The 22318-nt window shown below is 30.5% G+C and carries 21 protein-coding genes, 1 pseudogene and 1 riboswitch; of the genes and pseudogenes, 6 read left to right on the forward strand and 16 right to left on the reverse strand.

The features are described 5' to 3' along the window. The first annotated feature begins 7 nt into the window (after positions 1-7). On the forward strand, positions 8-400 hold the full coding sequence (locus tag HGI79_RS09105; RefSeq protein WP_185650405.1) for a bacteriohemerythrin: 393 nt from the start codon (positions 8-10) through the stop codon (positions 398-400). Positions 401-520: 120 nt separating this feature from the next. Here HGI79_RS09105 and HGI79_RS09110 read toward each other — a convergent pair whose 3' ends face one another. From HGI79_RS09110 to cooS, 4 genes are all read right to left on the reverse strand, one after another. Beyond that, entirely contained in the window at positions 521-871 is a 351-nt protein-coding gene (locus tag HGI79_RS09110) for an SHOCT domain-containing protein (protein WP_241428176.1), read from the reverse strand. A 309-nt stretch (positions 872-1180) separates the two neighbouring features. Further along, complete coding sequence (locus HGI79_RS09115) at positions 1181-2410, reverse strand: NAD(P)/FAD-dependent oxidoreductase (protein ID WP_185650406.1); 1230 nt, start codon at positions 2408-2410, stop codon at positions 1181-1183. Next, complete coding sequence (locus tag HGI79_RS09120; RefSeq protein WP_185650407.1) at positions 2410-2859, reverse strand: 4Fe-4S dicluster domain-containing protein; 450 nt, start codon at positions 2857-2859, stop codon at positions 2410-2412. Before HGI79_RS09120 ends, HGI79_RS09115 begins: the two co-directional genes overlap by 1 nt. Positions 2860-2878: 19 nt before the next feature. Next, positions 2879-4765: an anaerobic carbon-monoxide dehydrogenase catalytic subunit gene (gene cooS, locus HGI79_RS09125; protein WP_185650408.1), complete on the reverse strand. Its 1887-nt coding sequence runs from the start codon at positions 4763-4765 to the stop codon at positions 2879-2881. A 671-nt stretch (positions 4766-5436) separates the two neighbouring features. Here cooS and HGI79_RS09130 point away from each other — a divergent pair. Both HGI79_RS09130 and HGI79_RS09135 read left to right on the forward strand, forming a co-directional pair. Beyond that, positions 5437-6105, forward strand: a complete 669-nt coding sequence (locus HGI79_RS09130; protein ID WP_241428177.1) for a TrkA C-terminal domain-containing protein — start codon at positions 5437-5439, stop codon at positions 6103-6105. A 138-nt stretch (positions 6106-6243) separates the two neighbouring features. Beyond that, positions 6244-7413, forward strand: a complete 1170-nt coding sequence (locus tag HGI79_RS09135; RefSeq protein ID WP_185650409.1) for a peptidoglycan-binding protein — start codon at positions 6244-6246, stop codon at positions 7411-7413. Positions 7414-7523: 110 nt separating this feature from the next. Here the strand turns inward: HGI79_RS09135 and deoD are convergent, their stop codons facing one another. The 3 genes from deoD to HGI79_RS09150 all read right to left on the reverse strand — a co-directional run bounded on the left by deoD (position 7524) and on the right by HGI79_RS09150 (position 11600). After that, positions 7524-8231 carry a purine-nucleoside phosphorylase gene (gene deoD / locus HGI79_RS09140; RefSeq protein WP_185650410.1) on the reverse strand — a complete coding sequence of 236 codons (708 nt, stop codon included), beginning with the start codon at positions 8229-8231 and terminating at the stop codon, positions 7524-7526. Positions 8232-8492: 261 nt separating this feature from the next. Continuing rightward, positions 8493-9794, reverse strand: coding sequence for a pyrimidine-nucleoside phosphorylase (locus tag HGI79_RS09145; protein ID WP_185650411.1), 1302 nt, complete (start codon positions 9792-9794; stop codon positions 8493-8495). Positions 9795-10190: 396 nt separating this feature from the next. Continuing rightward, positions 10191-11600: an NAD(P)/FAD-dependent oxidoreductase gene (locus HGI79_RS09150; RefSeq protein WP_185650412.1), complete on the reverse strand. Its 1410-nt coding sequence runs from the start codon at positions 11598-11600 to the stop codon at positions 10191-10193. A gap of 212 nt (positions 11601-11812) precedes the next feature. Continuing rightward, a riboswitch (purine riboswitch) is annotated at positions 11813-11916 on the reverse strand. Between the two features lie 291 nt (positions 11917-12207). On the opposite strand from HGI79_RS09150, the gene HGI79_RS09155 reads away from it, so the two are divergent. Together HGI79_RS09155 and HGI79_RS09160 are read left to right on the forward strand one after the other, a co-directional pair. Next, on the forward strand, positions 12208-12996 hold the full coding sequence (locus tag HGI79_RS09155) for a 3'-5' exonuclease (RefSeq protein WP_185650413.1): 789 nt from the start codon (positions 12208-12210) through the stop codon (positions 12994-12996). A 185-nt stretch (positions 12997-13181) separates the two neighbouring features. Next, entirely contained in the window at positions 13182-13442 is a 261-nt protein-coding gene (locus HGI79_RS09160) for a thioredoxin family protein (protein WP_185650414.1), read from the forward strand. Positions 13443-13701: 259 nt separating this feature from the next. On the opposite strand, the gene HGI79_RS09165 is transcribed toward HGI79_RS09160, so the two are convergent. The 9 genes and pseudogenes from HGI79_RS09165 to HGI79_RS09205 form a co-directional block, all read right to left on the reverse strand. Next, positions 13702-15390 (reverse strand): methyl-accepting chemotaxis protein, encoded by a 1689-nt coding sequence (locus HGI79_RS09165; protein WP_185650415.1) that lies wholly within the window; start codon positions 15388-15390, stop codon positions 13702-13704. A gap of 160 nt (positions 15391-15550) precedes the next feature. Next, positions 15551-16233: pseudogene (locus tag HGI79_RS23670) on the reverse strand (polysaccharide deacetylase family protein). 90 nt (positions 16234-16323) lie between these two features. Beyond that, a complete protein-coding gene (locus HGI79_RS09175) occupies positions 16324-16734 on the reverse strand; it encodes a universal stress protein (protein ID WP_185650416.1) in 411 nt (136 codons plus the stop codon). Positions 16735-16853: 119 nt separating this feature from the next. Then, positions 16854-16982 carry a carboxymuconolactone decarboxylase family protein gene (locus tag HGI79_RS23675; protein ID WP_185650437.1) on the reverse strand — a complete coding sequence of 43 codons (129 nt, stop codon included), beginning with the start codon at positions 16980-16982 and terminating at the stop codon, positions 16854-16856. A gap of 89 nt (positions 16983-17071) precedes the next feature. Then, a complete protein-coding gene (locus HGI79_RS09185; RefSeq protein WP_185650417.1) occupies positions 17072-17977 on the reverse strand; it encodes a chemotaxis protein in 906 nt (301 codons plus the stop codon). A 143-nt stretch (positions 17978-18120) separates the two neighbouring features. Continuing rightward, on the reverse strand, positions 18121-19233 hold the full coding sequence (locus HGI79_RS09190) for a glycoside hydrolase family 113 (RefSeq protein WP_185650418.1): 1113 nt from the start codon (positions 19231-19233) through the stop codon (positions 18121-18123). A gap of 37 nt (positions 19234-19270) precedes the next feature. Next, positions 19271-19660, reverse strand: coding sequence for an ACT domain-containing protein (locus HGI79_RS09195; protein ID WP_185650419.1), 390 nt, complete (start codon positions 19658-19660; stop codon positions 19271-19273). A gap of 31 nt (positions 19661-19691) precedes the next feature. Beyond that, positions 19692-20192 carry an HAD family hydrolase gene (locus tag HGI79_RS09200; RefSeq protein ID WP_185650420.1) on the reverse strand — a complete coding sequence of 167 codons (501 nt, stop codon included), beginning with the start codon at positions 20190-20192 and terminating at the stop codon, positions 19692-19694. A 227-nt stretch (positions 20193-20419) separates the two neighbouring features. After that, entirely contained in the window at positions 20420-21340 is a 921-nt protein-coding gene (locus tag HGI79_RS09205) for a ketopantoate reductase family protein (protein WP_185650421.1), read from the reverse strand. 422 nt (positions 21341-21762) lie between these two features. On the opposite strand from HGI79_RS09205, the gene HGI79_RS09210 reads away from it, so the two are divergent. Then, the gene (locus HGI79_RS09210; protein WP_185650422.1) at positions 21763-22167 is read left to right on the forward strand and encodes a secondary thiamine-phosphate synthase enzyme YjbQ; all 405 of its coding nucleotides are present in this window, start codon (positions 21763-21765) and stop codon (positions 22165-22167) included. Positions 22168-22318: the final 151 nt, after the last annotated feature.

A 22318-nucleotide genomic window follows, 5' to 3' on the forward strand; every position in this document is an offset into this window, starting at 1 on the left:
TGCCTTTATGATAAAATGGAAAGAACACTATGAACTTGGAGTAGAACATATCGATGCAGAACACAGAAAACTATTTGAAATAGCTAACAGAGTTTATGCTCTTTTAGAAAATAAATTCTATACTGATAAATATGACAAAATTATTGAAATACTTGGAGAGCTAAAGGATTATACAGCATTTCATTTTAAATCTGAGGAAGAATATATGATGAGCATATTCTATAAAAAGTTTTTATCACATAAAGTTGAGCATGATGATTTCATAAATAAAATCAATGATGTAGATTTGAATAAAATTGACTTGAATCAAGATAAATATATAATGGAAATATTAGAATTTGTAGTAAATTGGATAGACAAGCATATTCTGGAGCAGGATAAGCTTATAACAATGAATTAATAATTTTACCCATGAATCTCTCCATGGGTAAAATTCGGCTATTACTACGTTTTTATCATACAGTATACCTTAAGCACTATGACCATTGCAAGTGAAGAAGCATCCACGTAACATCTTAAATTACCACTTTTCGTTTATGATTTTGTTTCTTTTATTTTGAAATTCTTCTTCAGTTATAATTCCATCTTCCCTAAGTTTTTTTATCTTTCTTAGCTTTGTATCAAAATCTTCTTCTAAGTCATTAACTTCTTTATCCGTTTCTATATTCAACTCCCAGGATGCAATTCTCCTATCATTGAAAAAATTATAAGCTTGGGACGCTGTAATTATAATGGCAATTAAAGTCCAGCAAAGACCGAATAGTCCAAAATTAGGCATAATCCCCAAAATACCTATTAACACAAAAACACAACCAGCTAACATTCCAACAAATGATGAAGATTTACTTGGTTTGACACTAAGCTTTTTCAATGTATTTCTCCCCCTTTTTCCATTAATAAATATCTTCTTAGATTTGTTCTAAGTTTTTCAGTTAACCTTTAACCCACAAGTAACTCTAAATGCGGAATATTGAATAATAAGTGCATTTTCAATGTTTTGTATAAACCCCATAATAAATTACTATTTTATAGTACTACTGTATATTTTAGCATAATTTCCATGTGTCTCAAAGTTAAATAACTCTTAACAAAAGCTTCTATATTTAACATTGAAAACTATTGATTTTATTATTTATATATTAAAAAGCTGCCTATACCTTAAAGGTATAAGCAGCTTTTTTTACACAGCTTGGTATTTATATTGACCATCTTCTTTTATGCTAAAAAAGTCAGAGTAATCTATTTTAAATATGTTCTTATTAATACTAGAAATATCTATTTTATTCTTTATAAGCTGCTGAAATACTCCACAGTAAGATATATCTCCTACAAAAATTGCTCCATACACTATACCATGTTTGTGAATTATTTTTTTATAAATATCTTTTGTTTTAATAATATCTACCACATAACTATTGTCTGGAGCTTCTATAGTTCCTAAGGATACACATTCAAGTCCTAAGAAGTTCATGGAGTTTCTTAGTGCAAAGGTATCATCTAAATATTTCTCATGTCCAGTCATGTTATAGGCAGCCACAATACCCTGTTTTACAGCAATTGGCCAAATTGGAGCAGTAAAGGTTACATCTCCTGCAGCATAAACATCTTTAGCTGAAGTACTGCATGTATCATCTACTACAATACCCTTTTCAATTTTTATGCTTTCATTTTTTATAAAGCCTACATTTGGTCTAACTCCAGCAGCTACCACTATCATGTCACATTCTATTTCAGTTCCATCTGAAAGCTTTACCTTATCTACAAATCCATCTTCTTTTAATATTACTTCTTCTAGCTTTACTGAAGTATATATTTCCACATTTTTATCCTTTAAAAGCTTTTGATATCTATTAGCTGCTTCTTTATCTAATTGAAGAGGAAGTATTCTATCCCCCATTTCTACAATGGATAGTTTTATTCCTCTTTCCATAAGACCTATAGCTGCATCTATACCTACAAGACCAGCTCCCAGTATCACTGCTTTCTTCGAGGTTTTTATTCCTTCTTCTATATTTAATACATCCTCGTAATTTCTTAAGGAATAAACCTTTTTAGCTTCTCTTAAATTTTTAACTGGTGGAATAAAGGAGGAAGCTCCTGAAGCTATCAAAAGCTTATCATATTTTTCCACAATATTATCTTCTAAAATAACTTCTTTTTTATTTACATCAAGTTCTACAATACTTTTGCCTTTTATCCATTTTATATCATATTTAAAGAATAAGTCTTTATCTACAAAAGCAATTTTCTCTAAATCTCTACTGCCGCTAATTACATGATGAAGCATACATCTTGAGTATATGTCAGTATCTTTTGATATAACTGTAATTTCACTGGAGCTATCTAATTCTCTTAAAGCTTTTGCAGCATTAACTCCTGCAGCACTAGCACCTATTATTAAATAGTTCATTATGCATTCACCTCCTGAAGATATATTGCACCAGTTGGGCAATTTTCCACACACCTCGGAGTTTCTCTACCATTACACATGTCGCATTTTACTACTACTTTTTTAGTTTTTGTATCCGGTTTTAATACTCCATAAGGGCAGGACATTACACACATAAAGCAGGATGCACACTGTTCTTTATTACAAGAAACTACACCAGTATTTCTATCTTTAGTCATAGCACCGCTCATGCAGGTATTGACACATTCAGGTTCGTCACAGTGGCGACAGAATATTGGTACTGGTTTGCCTTCACTATCTAGAGCTATATGGTTTCTTCCTTCATTTTTAATATCTTCAAGATCTACATCAAGCATGGATTTACTATTTTCATTATGCTCTGCTACACAGGCAACATAGCAATTTAAACATGAGCTGCATAAATCCTTATCTATAATAATTCTATTCATAAAAGCATCCTCCACTATATTATTCAAGACCTAATCCATTTCTTTTACTAAGTACAATTTGTTCAAGTTTGTCAGCAGCTTTTATTACATCATCCTCAAGTATAAGCTTTCCACCTGTAAGTGTTTCAAGATCTTCTGTAAGCACTTTTGTTACTACCTTACTTCCTGTTATAAAAGGAGGTATTGCAAGGTGAAGTGGAAGTCCAAGAGCTAGTCCAAAAGCTCCGTCAGCTAAAGCTTGCTCTTCTAACCACTGTGGTGCAGACAGTACAAGTGGAAGCTGTGGAATATCTATTCCTAAATACTCAGCAAGCTCTGTTGCAACTAGTTCTAATCTTCCTATAGCAAGACATGGTCCAAAATTTAATACAGGAGGAATTCCTAAACTCTTACATACTTCTTTTAAGTTATCTCCCGCAAGCTCTGCAGCAGCTGGTGACATTAAACCTACATTTTCAAGTCCCCCACTGGAACAGCCAGCAGAAAGAACAATTATGTCTCTCTTTATAAGTTCTTTAGTAAGTTCAACAGTAAACACATCATGACCTTTAGCAGTAAGATTTGAGCAACCAACTACTCCAGCTACGCCTTTAATTTTTCCTGATGCAATTAAGTCCACAAGAGGCTTCCAAGTGCCTCCAAGGAAAGCTTTAAGAGATTGTTCACTAACTCCGGTTATTACATCATCATGTCCATGATCCATTGGAACATTTAGTGTAACGTTGCCTCTTCTAGCGCTATAGCTCTTTATAGCTTCATCTATAACATAATCACTTATCTTTTCTCTATTTTCAAAGGAATACTCCACATATTCAGCATTTGCTTTCTTTGCTACGTCATCTAGACATATCATTTTAACCATGAATTCATCAACAATAGGTTCAATACCTGGAAGTGTGCAATTAAATTCTGAAACTATTATATCTACTCCACCAGTTGCTATTAATGCTTCACTAGTAAAGTTATTTCCTGCATGTCCTGAGAATACTTCTTGATAATGTTCCCCTCTTAGCTGTAAATCTTGTCCTACGCAGGTACAACCAACAAGTTTAAAGCCCTTTGCACCAACTTTTTTAGCTTTTTCAACTACCTTTTCATCTGTTAAAATATCTTGAAGATGTGCTATTGTAGAATGTTGGTGTCCTGTGATCATTATGTTTATATAGTCAGTATCTACAACCTTAAAGCCTACCTTAGCTGCTCTTATAACTGGTTCTCCAAGCATAACATCATTAAGTAGATTTGTAAGTGTAAGTCCATAAAGTCCTGTAGATATTCCAAGATTTAAGCAGTGTAATAGCATGTCTACTGGATCACTGCTTAGATTTGTAGATGTTTTAACTATAGCATCAAACACTTCTGCTTTTGCGCCACCAGGCATTATATTTAACTTTTTCCAATTTTCTACTCTAGGTTTGTAAGCCATTTTTTCTACAAGCTCCATCTTTTTATATCTAGGCTTATATATATCACTAAGAACTTTTTCAGCTACTAAAACTGCTTTTTTGTGTATATCCTCTTCTTCTATATTAAAAATTTCAGCTACTCTATTTAAAGCGTTAACGCCCTTTATGGTTCCCTTAGTTTCACCTATAGATTTTAGGTTTAATGCTGTATTCTCAATAACATGAAGATAACAAGCAGCTCCTGATGATACAGCTCTTAAAAAGTTTCTCGCAACTATAGTATCTGCATTTGCTCCACATACTCCTCTTGGTGATTTAGGAGTTATTCTACAAGGTCCATTAGCGCATAGTCTACAACATACCCCTTGTTGTCCAAATCCACATTTTATCTTTTGATTTTCCACCCTGTGATGAGATGTTTCCATATCCATAGAACCTATAAATCCTTCTAGCACCTTATCTGCTGATTGACACGTTGTACAATTTCCACACATTGACATAGTAAATCCTCCTTAATAATATACCTTTTTGGTATAGTTTTATTTTTAAAATTATGGGCTTATCAAGCCCGTTAAAATTAATAATTATGTTCACTGGTTAATGTATACAAAATTAGTATACATTTAATATAAACCTTTATTATAAATTTGTCAATAATATTATGAATATTTTTAGAAATTATTTAGATACATATGTACTATATTATAAAAAATGAAATTCTAATATTGAATTTTATTAGTTACCAAATTCACCATTCACCACATAATTCTTAGCCAATCTCATATTATTTTCTTACTTACTTTCTTATACGTTACCTATTAATAAACATATGCTTATCAAATTAAAGCATTTTTAACTAAAAACAATTATACAAGAGAATTAGTTTTATAATTCTTTTTATTAAAGAATTCATCATTAATCTAATTTGCCAATTTCCATATAAATGTTAATATTTTAAATATATAATTAGATACAAAAGATAATAAATTAACATTATGATAAATTAAATTTAAAAGTTCCTGTTCTTCAGAATAATTGCAGTATACTATGAATATTAATTATACAAAAAATATAAAAAAATTTCTAATAATAAGCTTTCGAATCAATTTAGTAAACTATTAATAGAGCTTAATCAAGTATTCAAGAATCATGTAGAAAGGTAGGAATATTAATGATTTTGTACTTTCTATTATCTATAGTAATATTTGTTATAATAGTAGAGGTTATAACTGTATTATTTAAGTTAACAGGTTTATCTGAAGAAAAAGCTAGATTTCAAGTTATATCCTTACTAACAGGTGCGGGATTTACTACCAAGGAATCTGAGCTTATAACCCAGCATCCCTCCAGAAGAAGGTTAGCTCAAATTCTTATGATTACTGGTTATATTGGATTTTTAACTGGGATTTCATTTTTAGTAGATATTATAAAAAAATCTCTTTCTTTTGAAAATTTAATTGTACTTATAATATTTTTTTTACTTATTCTCATGTTTTTTAGAAATAAGTTTCTTTTATCTTACTTTGATAGTATTATAGAAAAGTTTATTTTAAAGAGACATTTTAAAACTAAGAATCCAGCTAAAATATACAAGCTAATAACCAGAGCTAAGGGATACGGAGTTTTCAATATATTAATAGACGAAAAGTCTAAATTAGTCGGCGTCGCTCTAAAAGATTCAAATTTAAAACCTCATAATATAATTATTTTAAATATAGATAAGGGTAATCAATTCATAGGATTCCCTACCAGAGATTATGTTATAGAAAAAGAAGATAACATACTTTTATATGGCAAGGTAGAAGAAATCATGAAGACCTTCAATATAGGTTCTAAATAAAAAATTATATGTAAAATATAGTCTTATTTCAATTTACTGATTTTTGTACAGTTATCTTCCCATACTCCCACTAATTAAATTTTTATAAAAATTTAGTATAATTATAATGTAAATAAAATTAGTTAGGAGAGGAATATTTTGAATAAGAAACTATTTGCAACTATCACTGCAGCACTTTTACTGATACCTTTTACTAAAACTCATGCCCAAATAACTCAACCCTTATATTATAATAGTATAGGAAGTCAAGTATCAGAACTTCAAACTGATTTAAAAACCCTAGGCTATTATAATGGAAATATAGATGGAAAATATGGTTATTTAACATATACATCAGTAAAGAATTTTCAAACTAATAAGGGACTTACTGCTGATGGTGGTTTAAATCTAACTACTTTAAATAGTTTAATTAAAGCTCTTTCTAAGGAACCAACTTTACTATACTATGGAATTACCCATGATAGAGTATCAGAGCTTCAAACCTATTTAAAAGCCTTAAACTATCTTTATGTAAATCCAACAGGTTTCTATGGAACATTAACTCAAGAGGCAGTTTCTAAATTTCAAAAAGATAATAATCTTACTGTAACTGGAACTGCAGATTCAAACTTATTTTCTAAAATTGCACAAGTTATTGATGCTAAATACATACCTACTACTTCCTATATTAATTATGTAGTTGTATCTGGTGATAACCCTTGGACTATTGCTCGAAAGTTTGGGATTACTCAAGAATCTTTGTTAAAAGCAAATAATCTTACTGATAGTTCTATGATAAACATTGAACAAATTTTAAAGATTCCTAAAATAAGTGTTCCTGTAAAGCCTACTTATGGTAAATACGGTGAAGACTTAGCTTGGTTCACTGAAGCCCAATATGTGTTCCCTATTGGAGCCACAGCTACTCTTACAGATTTCTTCAGTGGAGCAAAGTTCAATATAAAAAGAACCATAGGAGCTGGACATGCTGACTGTGAAACTCTTACAACTGAGGATACGGCTACTATGAAGCAAATATTTGGAGGAACTTGGACTTGGAATGCACGTCCAATGATTCTTGAAACTAACGGCAGAAAAATAGCTGTTTCTGTTGCAGGCATGCCTCATGCGGGACTAGATGCTTATGCTGCAGATGCTATAGTTTCCAATAGAACTGGAAACTATGGTACTGGTCCTAATATGGATTATATAAAAGGCAATGGCATGGATGGACACTTTGATGTTCACTTCCTTGGAAGTCTGCGTCATAAGGATTGGCAGGTTGACCCTATTCATCAAGCTATGATTAATATTGCAGCAAATAGATAATGTTTTTATAATAAATAGATACTTATTATTGGTATATTGTAACTCTCAATATAAATAAATTAAAAGACCTAGTACTTATAATTAAGTAATAGGTCTTTTAATAATCAAATTTATAGCGAATGTACAGTATCAAGTGCAACTTCAATCATGCTGGTGAAGGTTTTTTGTCTTTCCTCTGCGGTGGTAGCCTCACCAGTTACAATATGATCACTTACTGTAAGTATAGCAAGTGCATCAACGTTATACTTAGCAGCTAATGTATAAAGTCCAGCAGCTTCCATCTCCACAGCTAAACATCCAAACTTAGCCCATTGTTTCCAATCATCTGGGTTATCATGATAAAAGGTATCTGAACTAAAGATGTTGCCCACCTTTGGATCTAAGCCTTTTTCAACTGAAAAATCATAAGCTTTCTTTAATAATTTAAAGCTTGCTGTTGGTGCAAAATCTCTTCCATCAAATCTTATCTTATTTATATTAGAATCAGTTGAGGCTGCCATACCAATAACTATATCTCTAATCCTAACTGACTCTTGGAAAGAACCACAAGTTCCAACTCTTATAAGATTCTTAACACCATAACTTTGAATTAGTTCATTAACATATATTGATATTGATGGTATACCCATTCCTGTGCCTTGAACTGAAACTTTTTTCCCTTTATATATTCCTGTAAACCCATACATACCTCTTACTTCATTATAGCATATAACATCTTCAAGAAAGTTTTCAGCTATAAACTTAGCTCTTAGTGGATCTCCTGGCAGTAATATGCTTTCAGCTATTTGATTTTCTTTTGCATTTATATGTATACTCATTTTCACTACCTCCCAAATTTTGCAGTTATAAATTACTTTATTACAATGCTTTTTTATTTATTAAATATTTTATGTACTCATAGTATTTTTTATTTAAGTCACCTAAAACAAAATGACAAATAAAGATGGTGGAATAACTTTGTGCAAGACAAGGCACCAAGTGATTTATACCCTTACAATATTAACTTAAGTTTCACACCTAAAAACAATAGTTTACCAGTTAAAAAGTAGTGAAGAATCTTTGCATGGTCTATTTTTATTTTACTCTATAATATCGTAAATATATTGGATCTTTAGTGGTTCATTATCACTTACAGAGAAAGCATCCAAAGCTATTTTCTCTGCTTCCCTGCAGTCATCTATATTACTGTGTAGAATACAAAGTGTATCACCCATCTCAACCTTATCTCCCACCTTCTTAACCATTGTGATTCCAGCAGAGAAATCAATTGTATCTTCTTTAGTCTTTCTACCAGCCCCTAGCAACATTGCTGAGATTCCTATGGATTCTGCTTCAATTCCCGACACATAGCCATTCTTAGTAGCCTTTACCATTATGTGATTTTGTGCTTGTGGGAGCAATTCTGGGTTATCGATTACTGAAGGATTACCTCCTTGTATTCTAACCAACTCTTTCAATTTCTCTATTGCCTTACCTGATTTAATTATCTCCTCTAAAGCTTTGTATGCTGTGTCCACATCCTTAAAGGCTCCACCTAACACTGTCATATAAGAAGCTATAGTAAGTGCCACAGCAGTTTCATCCTCTGATCCGTTACCCTTCAGCACTTCTATTGCTTCTTTGACCTCATTAGCATTTCCTACTTCATGTCCTAATGGCTGATTCATATCTGTAACCACTGCTACGGTTCTTATATTAAGTGATTTTCCTATGTCAACCATAGTCCTTGCTAAATCTCTAGCTTCTTCTACAGATTTCATAAATGCACCAGAGCCTACTTTTACATCTAATACTATGGCATCTGCTCCAGAAGCTATTTTCTTGCTCATAATTGAACTTGCTATTAATGGAATACTATCTACTGTTGATGTAACATCTCTTAATGCATATATCTTCTTATCCGCAGGAGTTAAGTTCCCAGACTGTCCTGCAATAGCCATGTTATATGTATTTACATTATTAATAAAGTCCTTGTTGCTTAGTTCTGTTTTAAAGCCCTCTATGGATTCTAATTTATCTATAGTGCCACCAGTATGACCTAACCCTCTGCCACTCATCTTAGCCACTGGAACACCCATAGAAGCTACTAATGGAATTACTATTAAACTAATTTTATCTCCTACACCACCTGAGGAATGTTTATCAACCTTTATTCCTTCAACATCTGATAGGTCAACCTTATCTCCAGAATTCACAAAGGATAGAGTCATATTTGCAATCTCCTCTTTAGTCATTCCTTTGAAATAAACAGCCATTAAGAAAGCTGACATCTGATAATCAGGTATTTGTCCTTTAACATAACCCTGTACCATTTGGTCTATTTCTTCTGCTGTTAAACTGTTACCATGTTTTTTCTTTTGGATTATATCTGTCATTCTCATAATAAACTCCTCCTTAATAGCCCAGCTTTATTCCGCATAATTATTATACAACAAATTCACAGTAATTTACATATTATTATTAAAAGCCAATGCTTATTCATATAGATAACCATGCCCGAAATTTAACTTATACTCCAGAATATTCTACCAAACTTCGGCACGTTAAAAACTTTTAATCAGTCTAAAGTTCGTGTTTATGAAAATCTAAGAAGCTTTGATAAACTCGTACCTCAAACATATCAAAGCTCCTAAGATTTTCAAAAACACTTCACTGAGACTGATAAAAAAGTTTTTAAAAGTGCCATCAGTTTTGGCAGCATATTCCTACGTATAAGTTAAATTTCCAGCGTGTTTATCTATAATAAACATTGGCTTTTAAATAAGCTAATTTTTAAACTAGTTATTGTCTTCTGCAATTATTTGGCCCATTAGTACTCCCATAACTGATGCCATCATTAAACCTCTGGTCCATCCACTAGAATCTCCTAAGCAGTGAACTCCTTCTATATTGGTTTCGAAGTTCTCATCTATATTTATCTTATTACTATAAAATTTTATTTCTGGACCGTATAATAATGTTTCTCTACCTGCAAACCCTGGTACAACAGTGTTCATTGCATTTATAAAATTTAAAATATTAGTCATGGGTCTGTAAGGTATAGCAGAGGTTATGTCTCCTGCTACAGCATCAGGCAATGTAGGTCTTACATTGGATTGATCTAACTCCTTCTGCCAGGTCCTCTTTCCATCTAAAATATCACCATATCTTTGTACTAATATCTTGCCATTTCCAAGCATGTTAACTAATTCTGCTACCTGCTTTCCGTACTCTATAGGTTGATTAAAAGGTTCCGCAAAATTATGAGAGCTTAGTATAGCTAAATTGGTATTATTAGATTTCTTCTCTTTATATGAATGTCCGTTAACTATTGCTAAGTCATTATCGTAATTCTCCTGACTCACAAAGCCTCCTGGATTCTGACAGAAAGTTCTAACCTTATCTCTAAAGGGTGCTGGATATCCTATAAGTTTTGATTCATAAAGAACCTCATTTACTTTATCCATTACTTCATTTCTAATTTCAACACGGACACCTATATCTACAGTACCAGCGCTATGGTTAATATTATGTTTCACACACATATCCTTTAGCCAGTCTGCTCCTTTTCTTCCTGTAGCAACAATTATTTTATTACTATATATAGTTTCTTCCTTGCTTTGAGTTCTGGCATCTACTATTTTTACACCTTTTACTGAGCCTTCTTCAATAACCATGTCTGTAACTACAGTATCAAATTGTATTTCTACTCCTGCCTCTAAAAGATAATTTTGTATTTTTAAATATATTTCCTGTGCTTTTTCTGTTCCTAAATGTCTTATAGGACAATCTACTAACTTAAGTCCTGCTTCTATAGCTTTTCTTCTTATTTCCTTGATTTCTTCACCATTATCTATGCCCTCTACTTTTGCATCAGCTCCAAATTCAAGGTAAATTTTATCTGTATATTCAATAAAGTCCTGAGCTTTATCGCTTCCAATTAAATTTGGTAAATCTCCACCTACTTCGTAACTTAAAGATAATTTACCATCTGAAAATGCACCAGCACCTGAAAATCCTGTTGTAATATGGCAGTATGGTTTACAAGAAACACATACTCGTGTCTTTTCCTTAGGGCAGTGCCTTCTATCTATGCTTCTTCCTCCTTCAATTATTAAAATCTTCTTATGAGATTTTTGTCTTACTAATTCTAAGGCTGTAAAAATTCCTGAAGGACCAGCTCCTACTATTACTAAATCATACCACAAACTAATCATCTCCCAATATATTATTTTTCCTCTATATTATAAAACATTACTACTTTATATAAGCATAAATTATACACAACATTATTCGGCATTTTACGAACAATATTTAATATGTTTGATATTTTCACCAATAATATATATTATTTCTTATATCTACAGTATTAATTTTTCATAGAGGAACTAAGAACGTAAAAGTATGATACATGTACAACTATAGAGTATAAAGCACTTATAGCCTACAACTATTTGCGGTAGCTCGGTAGATACATCTAGCCCCTATTACTAGATTTATATAAGTGAACATTTTCTTTAATTTTATTATTAAAGTTCTTATTTACAAGGAAAATTTTAACTTAAATTTTCATAAAATGCAATACTTTTTTATTTTGTTACATAACTTTTATAAATAAACTCTATTAATGTATAAAAATTTAAAAAAATAACTTACTTATAAACAAAAAACAACATGGGTAACATAGATATACATACTGTTTATAATAGAAAACCCTAATAACTTAAATGATTTTATATGCTTTAACTCTAAGATACTTTTTTTATTTAAACAGTGATATAATTAACCTACCAATTGGTTTTAGGAGATATAAAAATGAATTACATAATATTTGATTTAGAGTTTAATCAAGGAGAAAGTTTAAATAATCAAGATAAAAATACCAGTAAAATTAAATGTCCCTTTGAAATAATTCAAATTGGAGCTATAAAGCTTGATAAAAATTTTAATACTGTTTCAACTCTAGATGCACTAATAAAACCAGAAATATATACTAGCCTTAATTCTTTTGTAAAGGAAATTACCCGTATAACAATGGATTCTTTAAATAATGCTAGATCCTTTAAAGAGGTCTATAAAGATTTTTTAAAATTTATTACCGAAGATAGAAGCATTTTATGCGTATGGGGAATGGCAGACATGAAAGAGTTGCTTAGAAACATAAGTTATCATGAATTTAATACCCTTTCACTTCCAAGGGAATATATTAATATTCAACGTTATGCATCAAAATATTTTAACTGCCCAAAAGGAATTAATATTGGTTTACAAAAGGCAGTAGAGTTACTGAATATTCCTCTAAGAGAACGCTTTCACAACGCTGTTTCTGATGCATATTATACAGCAGAGGTTTTTAAAAAGATTCATAATGAACACATTAAGCCTAAGATATATAATTGGGATAACCAGAGTAGATCAAGTAGACATGGTAATATAAAACAAAAAATTGACATGGATGGCTTGTTAAAACAATTTGAAAAAATGTTTAATAGAGAAATGAATGAAGATGAAAAATCAATAATTAAACTGGCTTATATTATGGGGAAAACAAATCAATTTAAAGTAGAAGTTTCTACTAACCCGGATGCAAGTACACTGACATAGGCATCCGCAGTAGAAACTTAACTTATACTCCATAATATGTTAAGTTTCCACCGTGAAACCCTATGTCAGTATTAAAACTTGACTATACTTATGTTTACAGGAACAAACTAGTAAAAATAGTGTATAATATTCTTATAATAAAAAAACATATATATATTAATAATAAAATTAGGTGGTGAAAATTTATGAAACCTGTATTTATGTTTATAACTGATTGGTGCCCATACTGCAAGCAAGCCCTTTCCTGGATGGAAGAATTAAAGAGAGAGAATCCAAAATACACAGATGTTAATGTTAGAGTAGTGGATGAGGAACGTGAACCAGCTATAGCTAAAGAGCATGATTACTATTATGTGCCTACTTATTATGTTGATGGAGTTAAGGTTCATGAAGGAGTTCCATCTAAAGATATTGTTCGCCAAGTGTTTGAAAAGGCACTTAGTTAAGAAGTGTCCCTGGTTTTCAGGGGCAATCTAAATTTTTCATAATTTATCCGATGACTACCCGCTCTAATACTCCCATCTGATTCAAGTTTCACTTTATTACATAAGCTATAATATTTCCTTTGGTGAAAGCTTAAGCTTATTTATAGCAGAGAAGTATATTGATGGATGAGGTTTATGTCACCCTTCATTTATCGAAGTAATAACAATGTCAAAGCAGTGAGCTATTTCATTATATTCTAATATATCTTCTATGCTTTAACTATTCTATGTAAAACTTATCTACTAGATCCTTTAACTCTTGTGCTGAATTATTAAGGCTTGATGCCATTAGGCTAAAATTAGAAACTACATCTGTTTGTAAATTTATCCCTTCAGTAATGTTCTTAATAGCAATTGCTATATCACCATTATTGTTATTAATAGATTCCATTGCAACCATAAGTTCTTCAGCTGAAGCACTCTGCTCCTGTGAGTTTGCAGCGATACTTTGTATTTTATTATTTATATTACTTACTCCTTGAATAATTTTTTGTAACTGGTTAAACATACTTTCTACCATATCACTACCTTTTTTTATGTTAATTCCCACTTCTGAAGTAGAATTGATAGTATCTTCAATCATTTCATCAATGCTTTTTATTAAGCTCTCAATCATTTTAGCTGATTGACTATTATTTTCAGCCAGCTTTCTAATTTCATCAGCTACAACACTAAAGCCTCTGCCATGTTCTCCCGCTCTAGCAGCCTCTATTGATGCATTTAATGCTAATAGATTAGTCTGATCCGTTATAAATTGAATAGTATCAATTATTTTTCCTATTTCTTTAGCTTTACTGCCTAACTTTTCATTTATAACCATAGTGTTTGATGAAACATCTTGAATTTTCTCCATCTCAAGCTTTGTATCTAAAGCAAATTTTCCACTTTCAGAAGCAATATTATTAATTTCGTCTGCCATATTACATATTTCTTGAATATCAGCAGCTGTAGTTTGCGATGCTTGTGCAATATTCTCTACATTTACAGTTACCTGTTTAACTGAATTACTGATATCTTCACCATCACTTTCTAGTTTAGTCATATTATTATTGATATTCCTAATACCTTCAGCTGTTTGAATACTACCAATACTTAAAGTTTCAGAACTACTGGAAACAACAGCTGAATTTATTTTTATATTTTTAACCATATTCGCTAGGTTGTCCATAAACTTATTAAAGGATTTTGACATATTTCCAATTTCATCTTTAGATTTTATAGCTATTCTTTTTGTCAAGTCTCCGTCCCCTATTTCTAAATCCCTCAGTATATTAAGCATGTTATTAACTGGCGCCGTAATACTGTTTCCAAGTAATACAACAATTATAATGACTAAAATAAATGAAACTATACCTAGTGTAATAGATATTTTTATATTGGTATTCATTGTATCATGTATATTCTGTAAATCATTATTCATAGCTTTCTTACTATTAGCATTTAATTCATCAATTTTAATGGATAGTTTATTTGCCATTGGATCAAATTGTTCCATTAATACATTTCCTCTTTCAAAGCCTTCATTTATATACACATTAGTCATATTCACACCTAGTTCATAATACTTGTCAAAATCACTATCTATTTTATCAATTTTATCTTTCATATTTGGATTTACAGCCTTAAGTTTATTCAATGAATTTTTGAACAGCTTTTTGTATGCTTCAGCCTGCTTTATACTATCTTTATTTTTAGTTGCAGCTGCATCTGATAAAAACTGTTGTACTTGAATAACTGCTATATTGATTTCGTTTGCATATTCCTGCTGTTTATATGTGAAGTCTTCTACATGTGTAATACCCCTATTGCTTTGTCCAATAGCGTTAATATTAATGATATTATTAGTTAAGAAAATTAATAAAACAATTCCAAATGCTATGGCTAGTTTAGATTTTAGTTTTAAATTCATGTGATACTCCTCGTATATTATTCTTAGTATAATACTAATATTATATTATTGATTGTATTTATTTTCTACTATTTTCTATAAAATGTACCTATTGTATTAATTTTTGAAATAATTACTGTATATTACTATTAGTTTTTCTGTAATTAAATAAGACTCTGTTTTATTTACTATTAAAATAAAAAACATCTACTTTAGTAACAGATTCACGAAAAGGTTTCAATCTAGCTCCAAAAGATCCTCCTGGAAACCTTATAAGTTTCAAATTATAATTATTCCCTATGATTGGCTTAAGTACCGCATCGCATCTATTCAAATCTTGTACAAAATTTTCAGGACCCTCTTTGTAATTTAATTGATGACTACAAGTATGATTTCCTACTACATTTCCCTCTGCAATTTCTCTTTTCACAAGACCTTTACTTGCTTCAGCATTTTTTCCAATAACAAAAAAGTTGCTTTTATATTATTCTGTTTTAATATATCTAATATTTTAGGGGTATTATTAGAAGATGGACCATCATCAAAGGTTAAATAAGCTACCTTTTTTCCCTCACTTCTCTTGTTGTTCCACGGCTTATATTCTCCAGGAGATTCATCAGTATTTAAAGTGCTTGCTGTGTTTGTATCCATTTTTCTTTCCCTAGGATTCATTGCATCCTCTTCAGTATTTTTAGCTGTATTTGCAGCACTAACAATTGTGTTTCTTTTAGCTGCTATTCTGTTGCCTATGAAAAAACCAAAGGAAAACATGAATAACAAACAAATTACTATAAGTACTTGGTTTATTCTTCTCCTAGTTTTATTTTTCCTTATTGGTCTGTGATGTGTTTCCACCAAAATCATCTCCTACAATAATTTTGCCGGTGTAAATATAAACAGAGTTCTAGGCTTAAGATCCCTGAAGCCTGGAACTCGTTATAACTTTTACAAACACTATTGAGGTACAACCATTACTAAGGACTGAGCATTCTTAACAACCTTGCTTGTTACAGAACCAACCATTCTAGCTAAACCTTTTTTATTAGACTTTGTCATAATTATTATGTCATAGTTACCTGCTTTAGCCTTTCTTAATATTTCATCTCCAGCATTCCCAAGAGCAGTAAATTTTTCAACCTTATAACCTTCTAGTTCCTTTATTGCTTTATCTAAAATTAATTCACTTTCTTCTTGTACATTTCCAAATTCGTTCATAACTACCATGTCATTAGTTATAACTATCTCTATTATATTCATTACTGTGATTTCAGTGTTATCCTTGTTAAACATTTTCTTTAACCAATTAATAGAGTGCATACTTCTTTCTGTTCCATCCAATGGTATTAAGATTTTTACATTCTCCATACATAACACATCCTTCCATATTATATTATTAGTATATTATTCTACATAGGAGAATGTTTTTCCCTTCTTATCCTTACTATAATCATATTAATTTTTTACTAAATAAAGTATCCATATTTTTATTTTTCAAATTCTTTTAAAACCTTTATCGCATTTATAGCTGTAGGAAAGCCTAAATATGGTACTGTATGGATAATTATATCTTCAATTTCTTTATAAGTTAATCCTACATTTAATCCTGCTCCTATGTATACTTATGCAAGTTTACTCTAAGTCCATAGTTTTATATATATTTAAAAAGCACTCAACCCAAAGATTAAATGCTTTTTATTAAGAATTAAGTTATATTCATAAATTTATCTATTAGATGTACTAAATCACCTATTTCAGGCTTACTTAGCTGAGCATCTGCCCCTACAGATTCACCCTTATGTCTTAGATCATCCGTGATTAGTGAAGAAAACACTATAACAGGAAGTTTTTTTAGAATAGGATTTTCTTTGATCTTTCTTGTTAGAGTAAGTCCGTCCATTTGAGGCATTTCAATATCAGTAATAACTAATTGAACATCTTCAATAAAATTTTCTCCCTTTTCTTCTAAAACACTATGTAAATAATCTAAAAGCTGTTTTCCATCATCAAATATTTTTAACTTTTCAAAACCAGCCTTAAACAGTGTGTCCTTTAATAGTTTTCTTATTAAAGCAGAATCATCTGCTAAAGCAAGCTTAATATTTGATCTTTCTTTATACTCTACTTCTACAATTCTATCTTCACTAATACCTGTGCTAGGAGAAATATCTGTGACTATTTTTTCAAAATCTAACATTAATATTATCTTATTATTCAAAAGAATATTTCCAGTAACTAATGAGTTTGTTGATATATCATCAGGTTTAGAAATCTGCTCCCATTTAATGCGTCGTACAGCTATAATATTATCAATATTAAAAGCTACTTTTACCTTATTAAATTCACATATAATGACTTTATTCCAACTATCAATTCTATCTTGTCTTTCTAAAATATATTTTAAATCAATCAATGGCACTATTTCGTCTCTGCATAATATTAGCCCACCTATAGCAGGATGTGCTTCTGGTATTTTGGTTAACCTTCCGTTATTTACATCTAAAACTTCCTTAACCTTCACAACATTAATTGCATAATGCCTATTACTTATAACAAATTCTAATATTTCAACCTCACCGGTTCCAGACTCTAATAATATATTACTGCTCATAACCTTATGCCACCTTTCTAAATTTAGCATTATTTATTACCATTGAATTTTAACTCTTTCATATAATTTATTATCTTAAAAACATAACTGATATTACTATATTTAATAACATATTATATATTTCGTATAAAAATAATTATAATTTAGTTATTTGTTTTTTTATACCAATTTTGAATAACCGATGTACTTTCTTCACTAGGATAATAATGTTTATCTGAACTGTGTTCACCTATGGCAAATATAGAAAAGCCTAAAAACCATGATTCTTTTTCAAATACCCTTCTATAAGCCTCAAAACAATTAGCCTGTTCAACATCATTCATTACATCAGTTTCATATGGATTCCATGGATGAACAGAGGCTTGTTTTGTTTTAGGGAATCCCAATTCTCCAAAGAAGATAGGCTTCTTCCATTTATCATGAAAATTTTTTATTTCTTGCTTTATATTCTGTTTTCTACTATAAATTTGTGTACTTTGTATAGAACTTACTAAATTTTCTACAGTATTTGTCTCATTATTGGTAAGTTCAAAATAAGCTGCAATAGAAATAAAGTCTAGCTTTGAAAAAAGTTTGTTATTTAGTTTATTTTCATATTTCTTAACTGTTTCTGGCTTCCATTCAGCTGTGTACCACCAACCAGTTCTATAAGTTACTAATCCCTTATAATATTTCCTAACATAATCTATAGTATCACACCAATATTCTTCTGCATATTCCATATTAACAAAGCTTGACCCTATATTAAGAACATCTACATGATATGGAATTGCAATATCATCAATTAGCACCTTTAATACATTAGTTTTCCAGTTCCAAAAGAAAGTATTTATATTATCAGGTTTCCATGCAGTTTCGTATTTGCTGCCATTATCTATCCATGGATAAGGTTCTAGTATTATGTTTATTTTTTTCCCTTTTAGCTTTTTAATTAATTGTATTGCTTTATACTCACTACCCTTATCAACTATCATATTACTTGAGGATAAGTTATCTATGTTTATAACCACCGGAATATTTAATGTATTCAATTGAAACTTACTTACATCGCTTAAAACCTCATCTATAACATAATCTGTAGATAGATTACCTGATTTAATCTTTGTTTCAAATTTTTCATTTAAGGTTTTTCCTTCGATTTTATTTATAGTTTTATTAATATATCCCCTAGAGTCAGGATTAGTTTCAAGAACATATATTCCTGAAATAATAATTATTATTAGTACTAAAAATATTATTAATTTTTTCTTCTTCATCTTTACTCCTGTTTATAAATCTAAAAATTGTATTTATTTAAATTATAATTTCATATTCTTCATCACACAAGGCATTTATTGCGTTACGAATATCTTTATCTTTAACAAGAATGTAGTCTGTATCATATGTAGATACTGCAAATATACTTATGTTCTTTTGTGCTAGCGTTGTGCTGATTGATGCAATAATGCCAATTAATGAAAAGTCTAATGGACCCTGTACCTTTAAAATTCTCCAGCCTTTCTCACACTTTATACCCTCTGGAATACTATCTTGAGAACATACAATTGATAGCTCGTCTAAGGTTTTTGTTATGGAAAAAAACTCGCTATTATTTGCCCATTGTGGAATCGGATCATTATGATTTAATCTACAAACGCCAATATTTTCTTTTAATAGTTTCATTGTTAATCCTTTTTTTGTCATTCTTTGCTTCACCCTCATACATATTAATTTATTATTTAAATTTAAAAATAATAGAATCCAATTGTTCCATAGAATTAATAACATAATCTGCAAATTCTTTATATTCCTTATGATTAGCTTTTGAATATAATATGGTCGCCATACCTACAGTTTTAGCTGGCTTAATGTCTTTAATATAGTCGTTACCTACCATAATAACCTCATTAGGCTTCACATTTAATCTTTTTAATATTTCTTGGAAAAATTTTATGCTAGGTTTTTCTACCCCAAGCTCCTTTGATGTGAAAAAAGCTGTAAAGTACCCATCCAATTCTACTCGTTTTAATGCAAGCTGCATAAGTTCTCCATCAGAATCTCCTGCATTTGAAGCTACACAACATATGTAGTTTTTATAAACTTTATGTAGAGATTCTTTAACTCCTGAAATGGCCTCAACATATGGCCATTGAACCATGGGGCCCTTATACTGTGTAAAGTCCTTCATTAACGTATCTCCCCAATCAAAAATAATAGCTCTTTTTACTGTGCTCATAAAGATACCTCCAAAACAAATCTTTTGCCCATAAATCTATTTTTAATTCATTAAAGATAACTTGTACCCCTAAAACATACGAAGCAGGTTTATCGTTGCTTCTACTCTAAGCTAATTATTAATTTTATACTAATGTAATATAAGATTACAGGGACTCACAAAGATTTAAACTTAATCTTAAACTTATGTATACTTCAGTTTCAAATTCTTTTTCTACAGCCTAAAAGTTACTTTTGAGTTGACTCAATTACCTTTATGATATTAAAAAGTGCGTTATTTACCGGAGTATCTACTCCATATTTCTTCCCTAACTCACAAACGGTTCCTGCAAATATATCAACTTCAGTTTTTCTGCCGCACTCAATATCTTCAAGCATGGAAGTTCTACTATTAGGGTTCATAGTATTTAACACTTTATACCACTGTTCAATATCCTTACCATTTAAGTCAACTCCAACTTTTTCAGATAACCTTACTACCTCCCACATAGCGGATTCCATAAGATTTTTTGCCTCGTCTCTACTCTGAAAAACACCATATCGTCCTCTAAGTACCGCAGAACACTGATTTATACCTACATTAATCATAAATTTCCACCATAAAGAACGTATCATATTTTCAGGAATGTTATAAGGAATATTAGCTCTATCAAAAAGTTCCTTAACAGCTTTTACTTTTTCGGAATATTCTATATTTACTTTTTCTCCAAAGGTTATGTTCCCATAACTAGAAAAACGAATATTATTTCCATTACGATTTGCATCAATAGCAATACATAAAGCATATAGAATCTTGTTCATTCCAAACTCTTTACCTATACTCTCTTCACTTGTAATACCATTCAAAAGAGACATAATTATAGTATTAGGTCCCACATGTTTTTTCATATCTTTAATAGCTTCAGATAACTGATTTGATTTTACAGCCACAATGATTAAATCTGCTGGTTCACATTTTTCTTCTGGATGGGCATATGTAAAATCATATTGCTTCCCATTGATTAAAAATCCTTTTTCTTTATATCGCTTTGCTCTTTCTCCACCAGCTATAACTTTTATACTTTTAGAATCCATATCATATAACTTACTGGCGTAGGCACATCCTATAGCTCCTAATCCTACAATTGAGATATTTTTTATATTTTTCATAATCTAGCCTCCCATGTATATGTTTATAAAAATGCATTTTACCTATAACTAAATTATTCATTGGAGATTTACCACCATATAGCAGCATTACGGTAAAATATGTATTTTACCTAAGGCATTTTAGATTTTTCTATGGCATTTTATGCTTTTCCTCCCAATAAAATATATTGATTTTTATATTCTTAATTGTAATACAATTTTTATATTTAATAAATACCATATATGTGAATTTGGTATATATTTACACAACCAACTATATCCCAACCTTTGTCTACTTTTTACTTACATATTTTATTTGATTTTCAGTAAAATCTTCCATATAATAGTTTACATCACATGATTTTTTTAATTGAAACAGTATAGAACATGGCGGTTAATATAGATAACCATGCTCTAAATTTAACTTATAGGAGTGATTTTTAATGTATAAAGTATATACTTATTCTGTAAACACAAAAAAATCAGATGAATTCATAAATATCACCAGCCTGTTAAAGAAATCCATAGATGATAGTACAATTAAAGATGGCACTGCCATAATCTTCTGTCCTCATACCACTGCCGGCATAACTATTAATGAAAATGCTGACCCTGATGTAGTTAGGGATATACTAGTCACCTTACATAAGGTATTTCCTGAGAAAGGAGACTATCACCATATAGAGGGAAACTCTCATGCTCATATAAAGGCCTCTCTTATGGGATCAAGTGCCACAGTAATAGTTCAAAACTCAACTCCTCTACTTGGTACCTGGCAAGGAATTTATTTCTGTGAGTTTGATGGTCCTCGTAATAGAAAAGTTTATATAAAGATAGTTGAAGATTAAGAAAATAAAAGTATCTATTTATAAAGCTTAAAAGGTCTCGGTAAGTACGTTTATTGAGATCTTTACTTTTTCCAATAACTTGAACCTTATAGTATGCTTTTATATACTATCATACCTGAAAGTGTGTACTTGCTAAAACCTAATTATAGAA

The organism is Clostridium sp. DJ247, assembly GCF_014231265.1.

Coding starts and splice junctions, on each gene's coding strand:
- HGI79_RS09105 (WP_185650405.1), top strand. CDS start 8: ATGATAAAATGGAAAGAACACTATGAACTTGGAGTAGAACATATCGAT.
- HGI79_RS09115 (WP_185650406.1), bottom strand. CDS start 2,410: ATGAACTATTTAATAATAGGTGCTAGTGCTGCAGGAGTTAATGCTGCA.
- HGI79_RS09120 (WP_185650407.1), bottom strand. CDS start 2,859: ATGAATAGAATTATTATAGATAAGGATTTATGCAGCTCATGTTTAAAT.
- cooS (WP_185650408.1), bottom strand. CDS start 4,765: ATGTCAATGTGTGGAAATTGTACAACGTGTCAATCAGCAGATAAGGTG.
- HGI79_RS09130 (WP_241428177.1), top strand. CDS start 5,437: ATGATTTTGTACTTTCTATTATCTATAGTAATATTTGTTATAATAGTA.
- deoD (WP_185650410.1), bottom strand. CDS start 8,231: ATGAGTATACATATAAATGCAAAAGAAAATCAAATAGCTGAAAGCATA.
- HGI79_RS09145 (WP_185650411.1), bottom strand. CDS start 9,794: ATGAGAATGACAGATATAATCCAAAAGAAAAAACATGGTAACAGTTTA.
- HGI79_RS09155 (WP_185650413.1), top strand. CDS start 12,208: ATGAATTACATAATATTTGATTTAGAGTTTAATCAAGGAGAAAGTTTA.
- HGI79_RS09160 (WP_185650414.1), top strand. CDS start 13,182: ATGAAACCTGTATTTATGTTTATAACTGATTGGTGCCCATACTGCAAG.
- HGI79_RS09165 (WP_185650415.1), bottom strand. CDS start 15,390: ATGAATTTAAAACTAAAATCTAAACTAGCCATAGCATTTGGAATTGTT.
- HGI79_RS09175 (WP_185650416.1), bottom strand. CDS start 16,734: ATGGAGAATGTAAAAATCTTAATACCATTGGATGGAACAGAAAGAAGT.
- HGI79_RS09185 (WP_185650417.1), bottom strand. CDS start 17,977: ATGAGCAGTAATATATTATTAGAGTCTGGAACCGGTGAGGTTGAAATA.
- HGI79_RS09190 (WP_185650418.1), bottom strand. CDS start 19,233: ATGAAGAAGAAAAAATTAATAATATTTTTAGTACTAATAATAATTATT.
- HGI79_RS09195 (WP_185650419.1), bottom strand. CDS start 19,660: ATGACAAAAAAAGGATTAACAATGAAACTATTAAAAGAAAATATTGGC.
- HGI79_RS09200 (WP_185650420.1), bottom strand. CDS start 20,192: ATGAGCACAGTAAAAAGAGCTATTATTTTTGATTGGGGAGATACGTTA.
- HGI79_RS09205 (WP_185650421.1), bottom strand. CDS start 21,340: ATGAAAAATATAAAAAATATCTCAATTGTAGGATTAGGAGCTATAGGA.
- HGI79_RS09210 (WP_185650422.1), top strand. CDS start 21,763: ATGTATAAAGTATATACTTATTCTGTAAACACAAAAAAATCAGATGAA.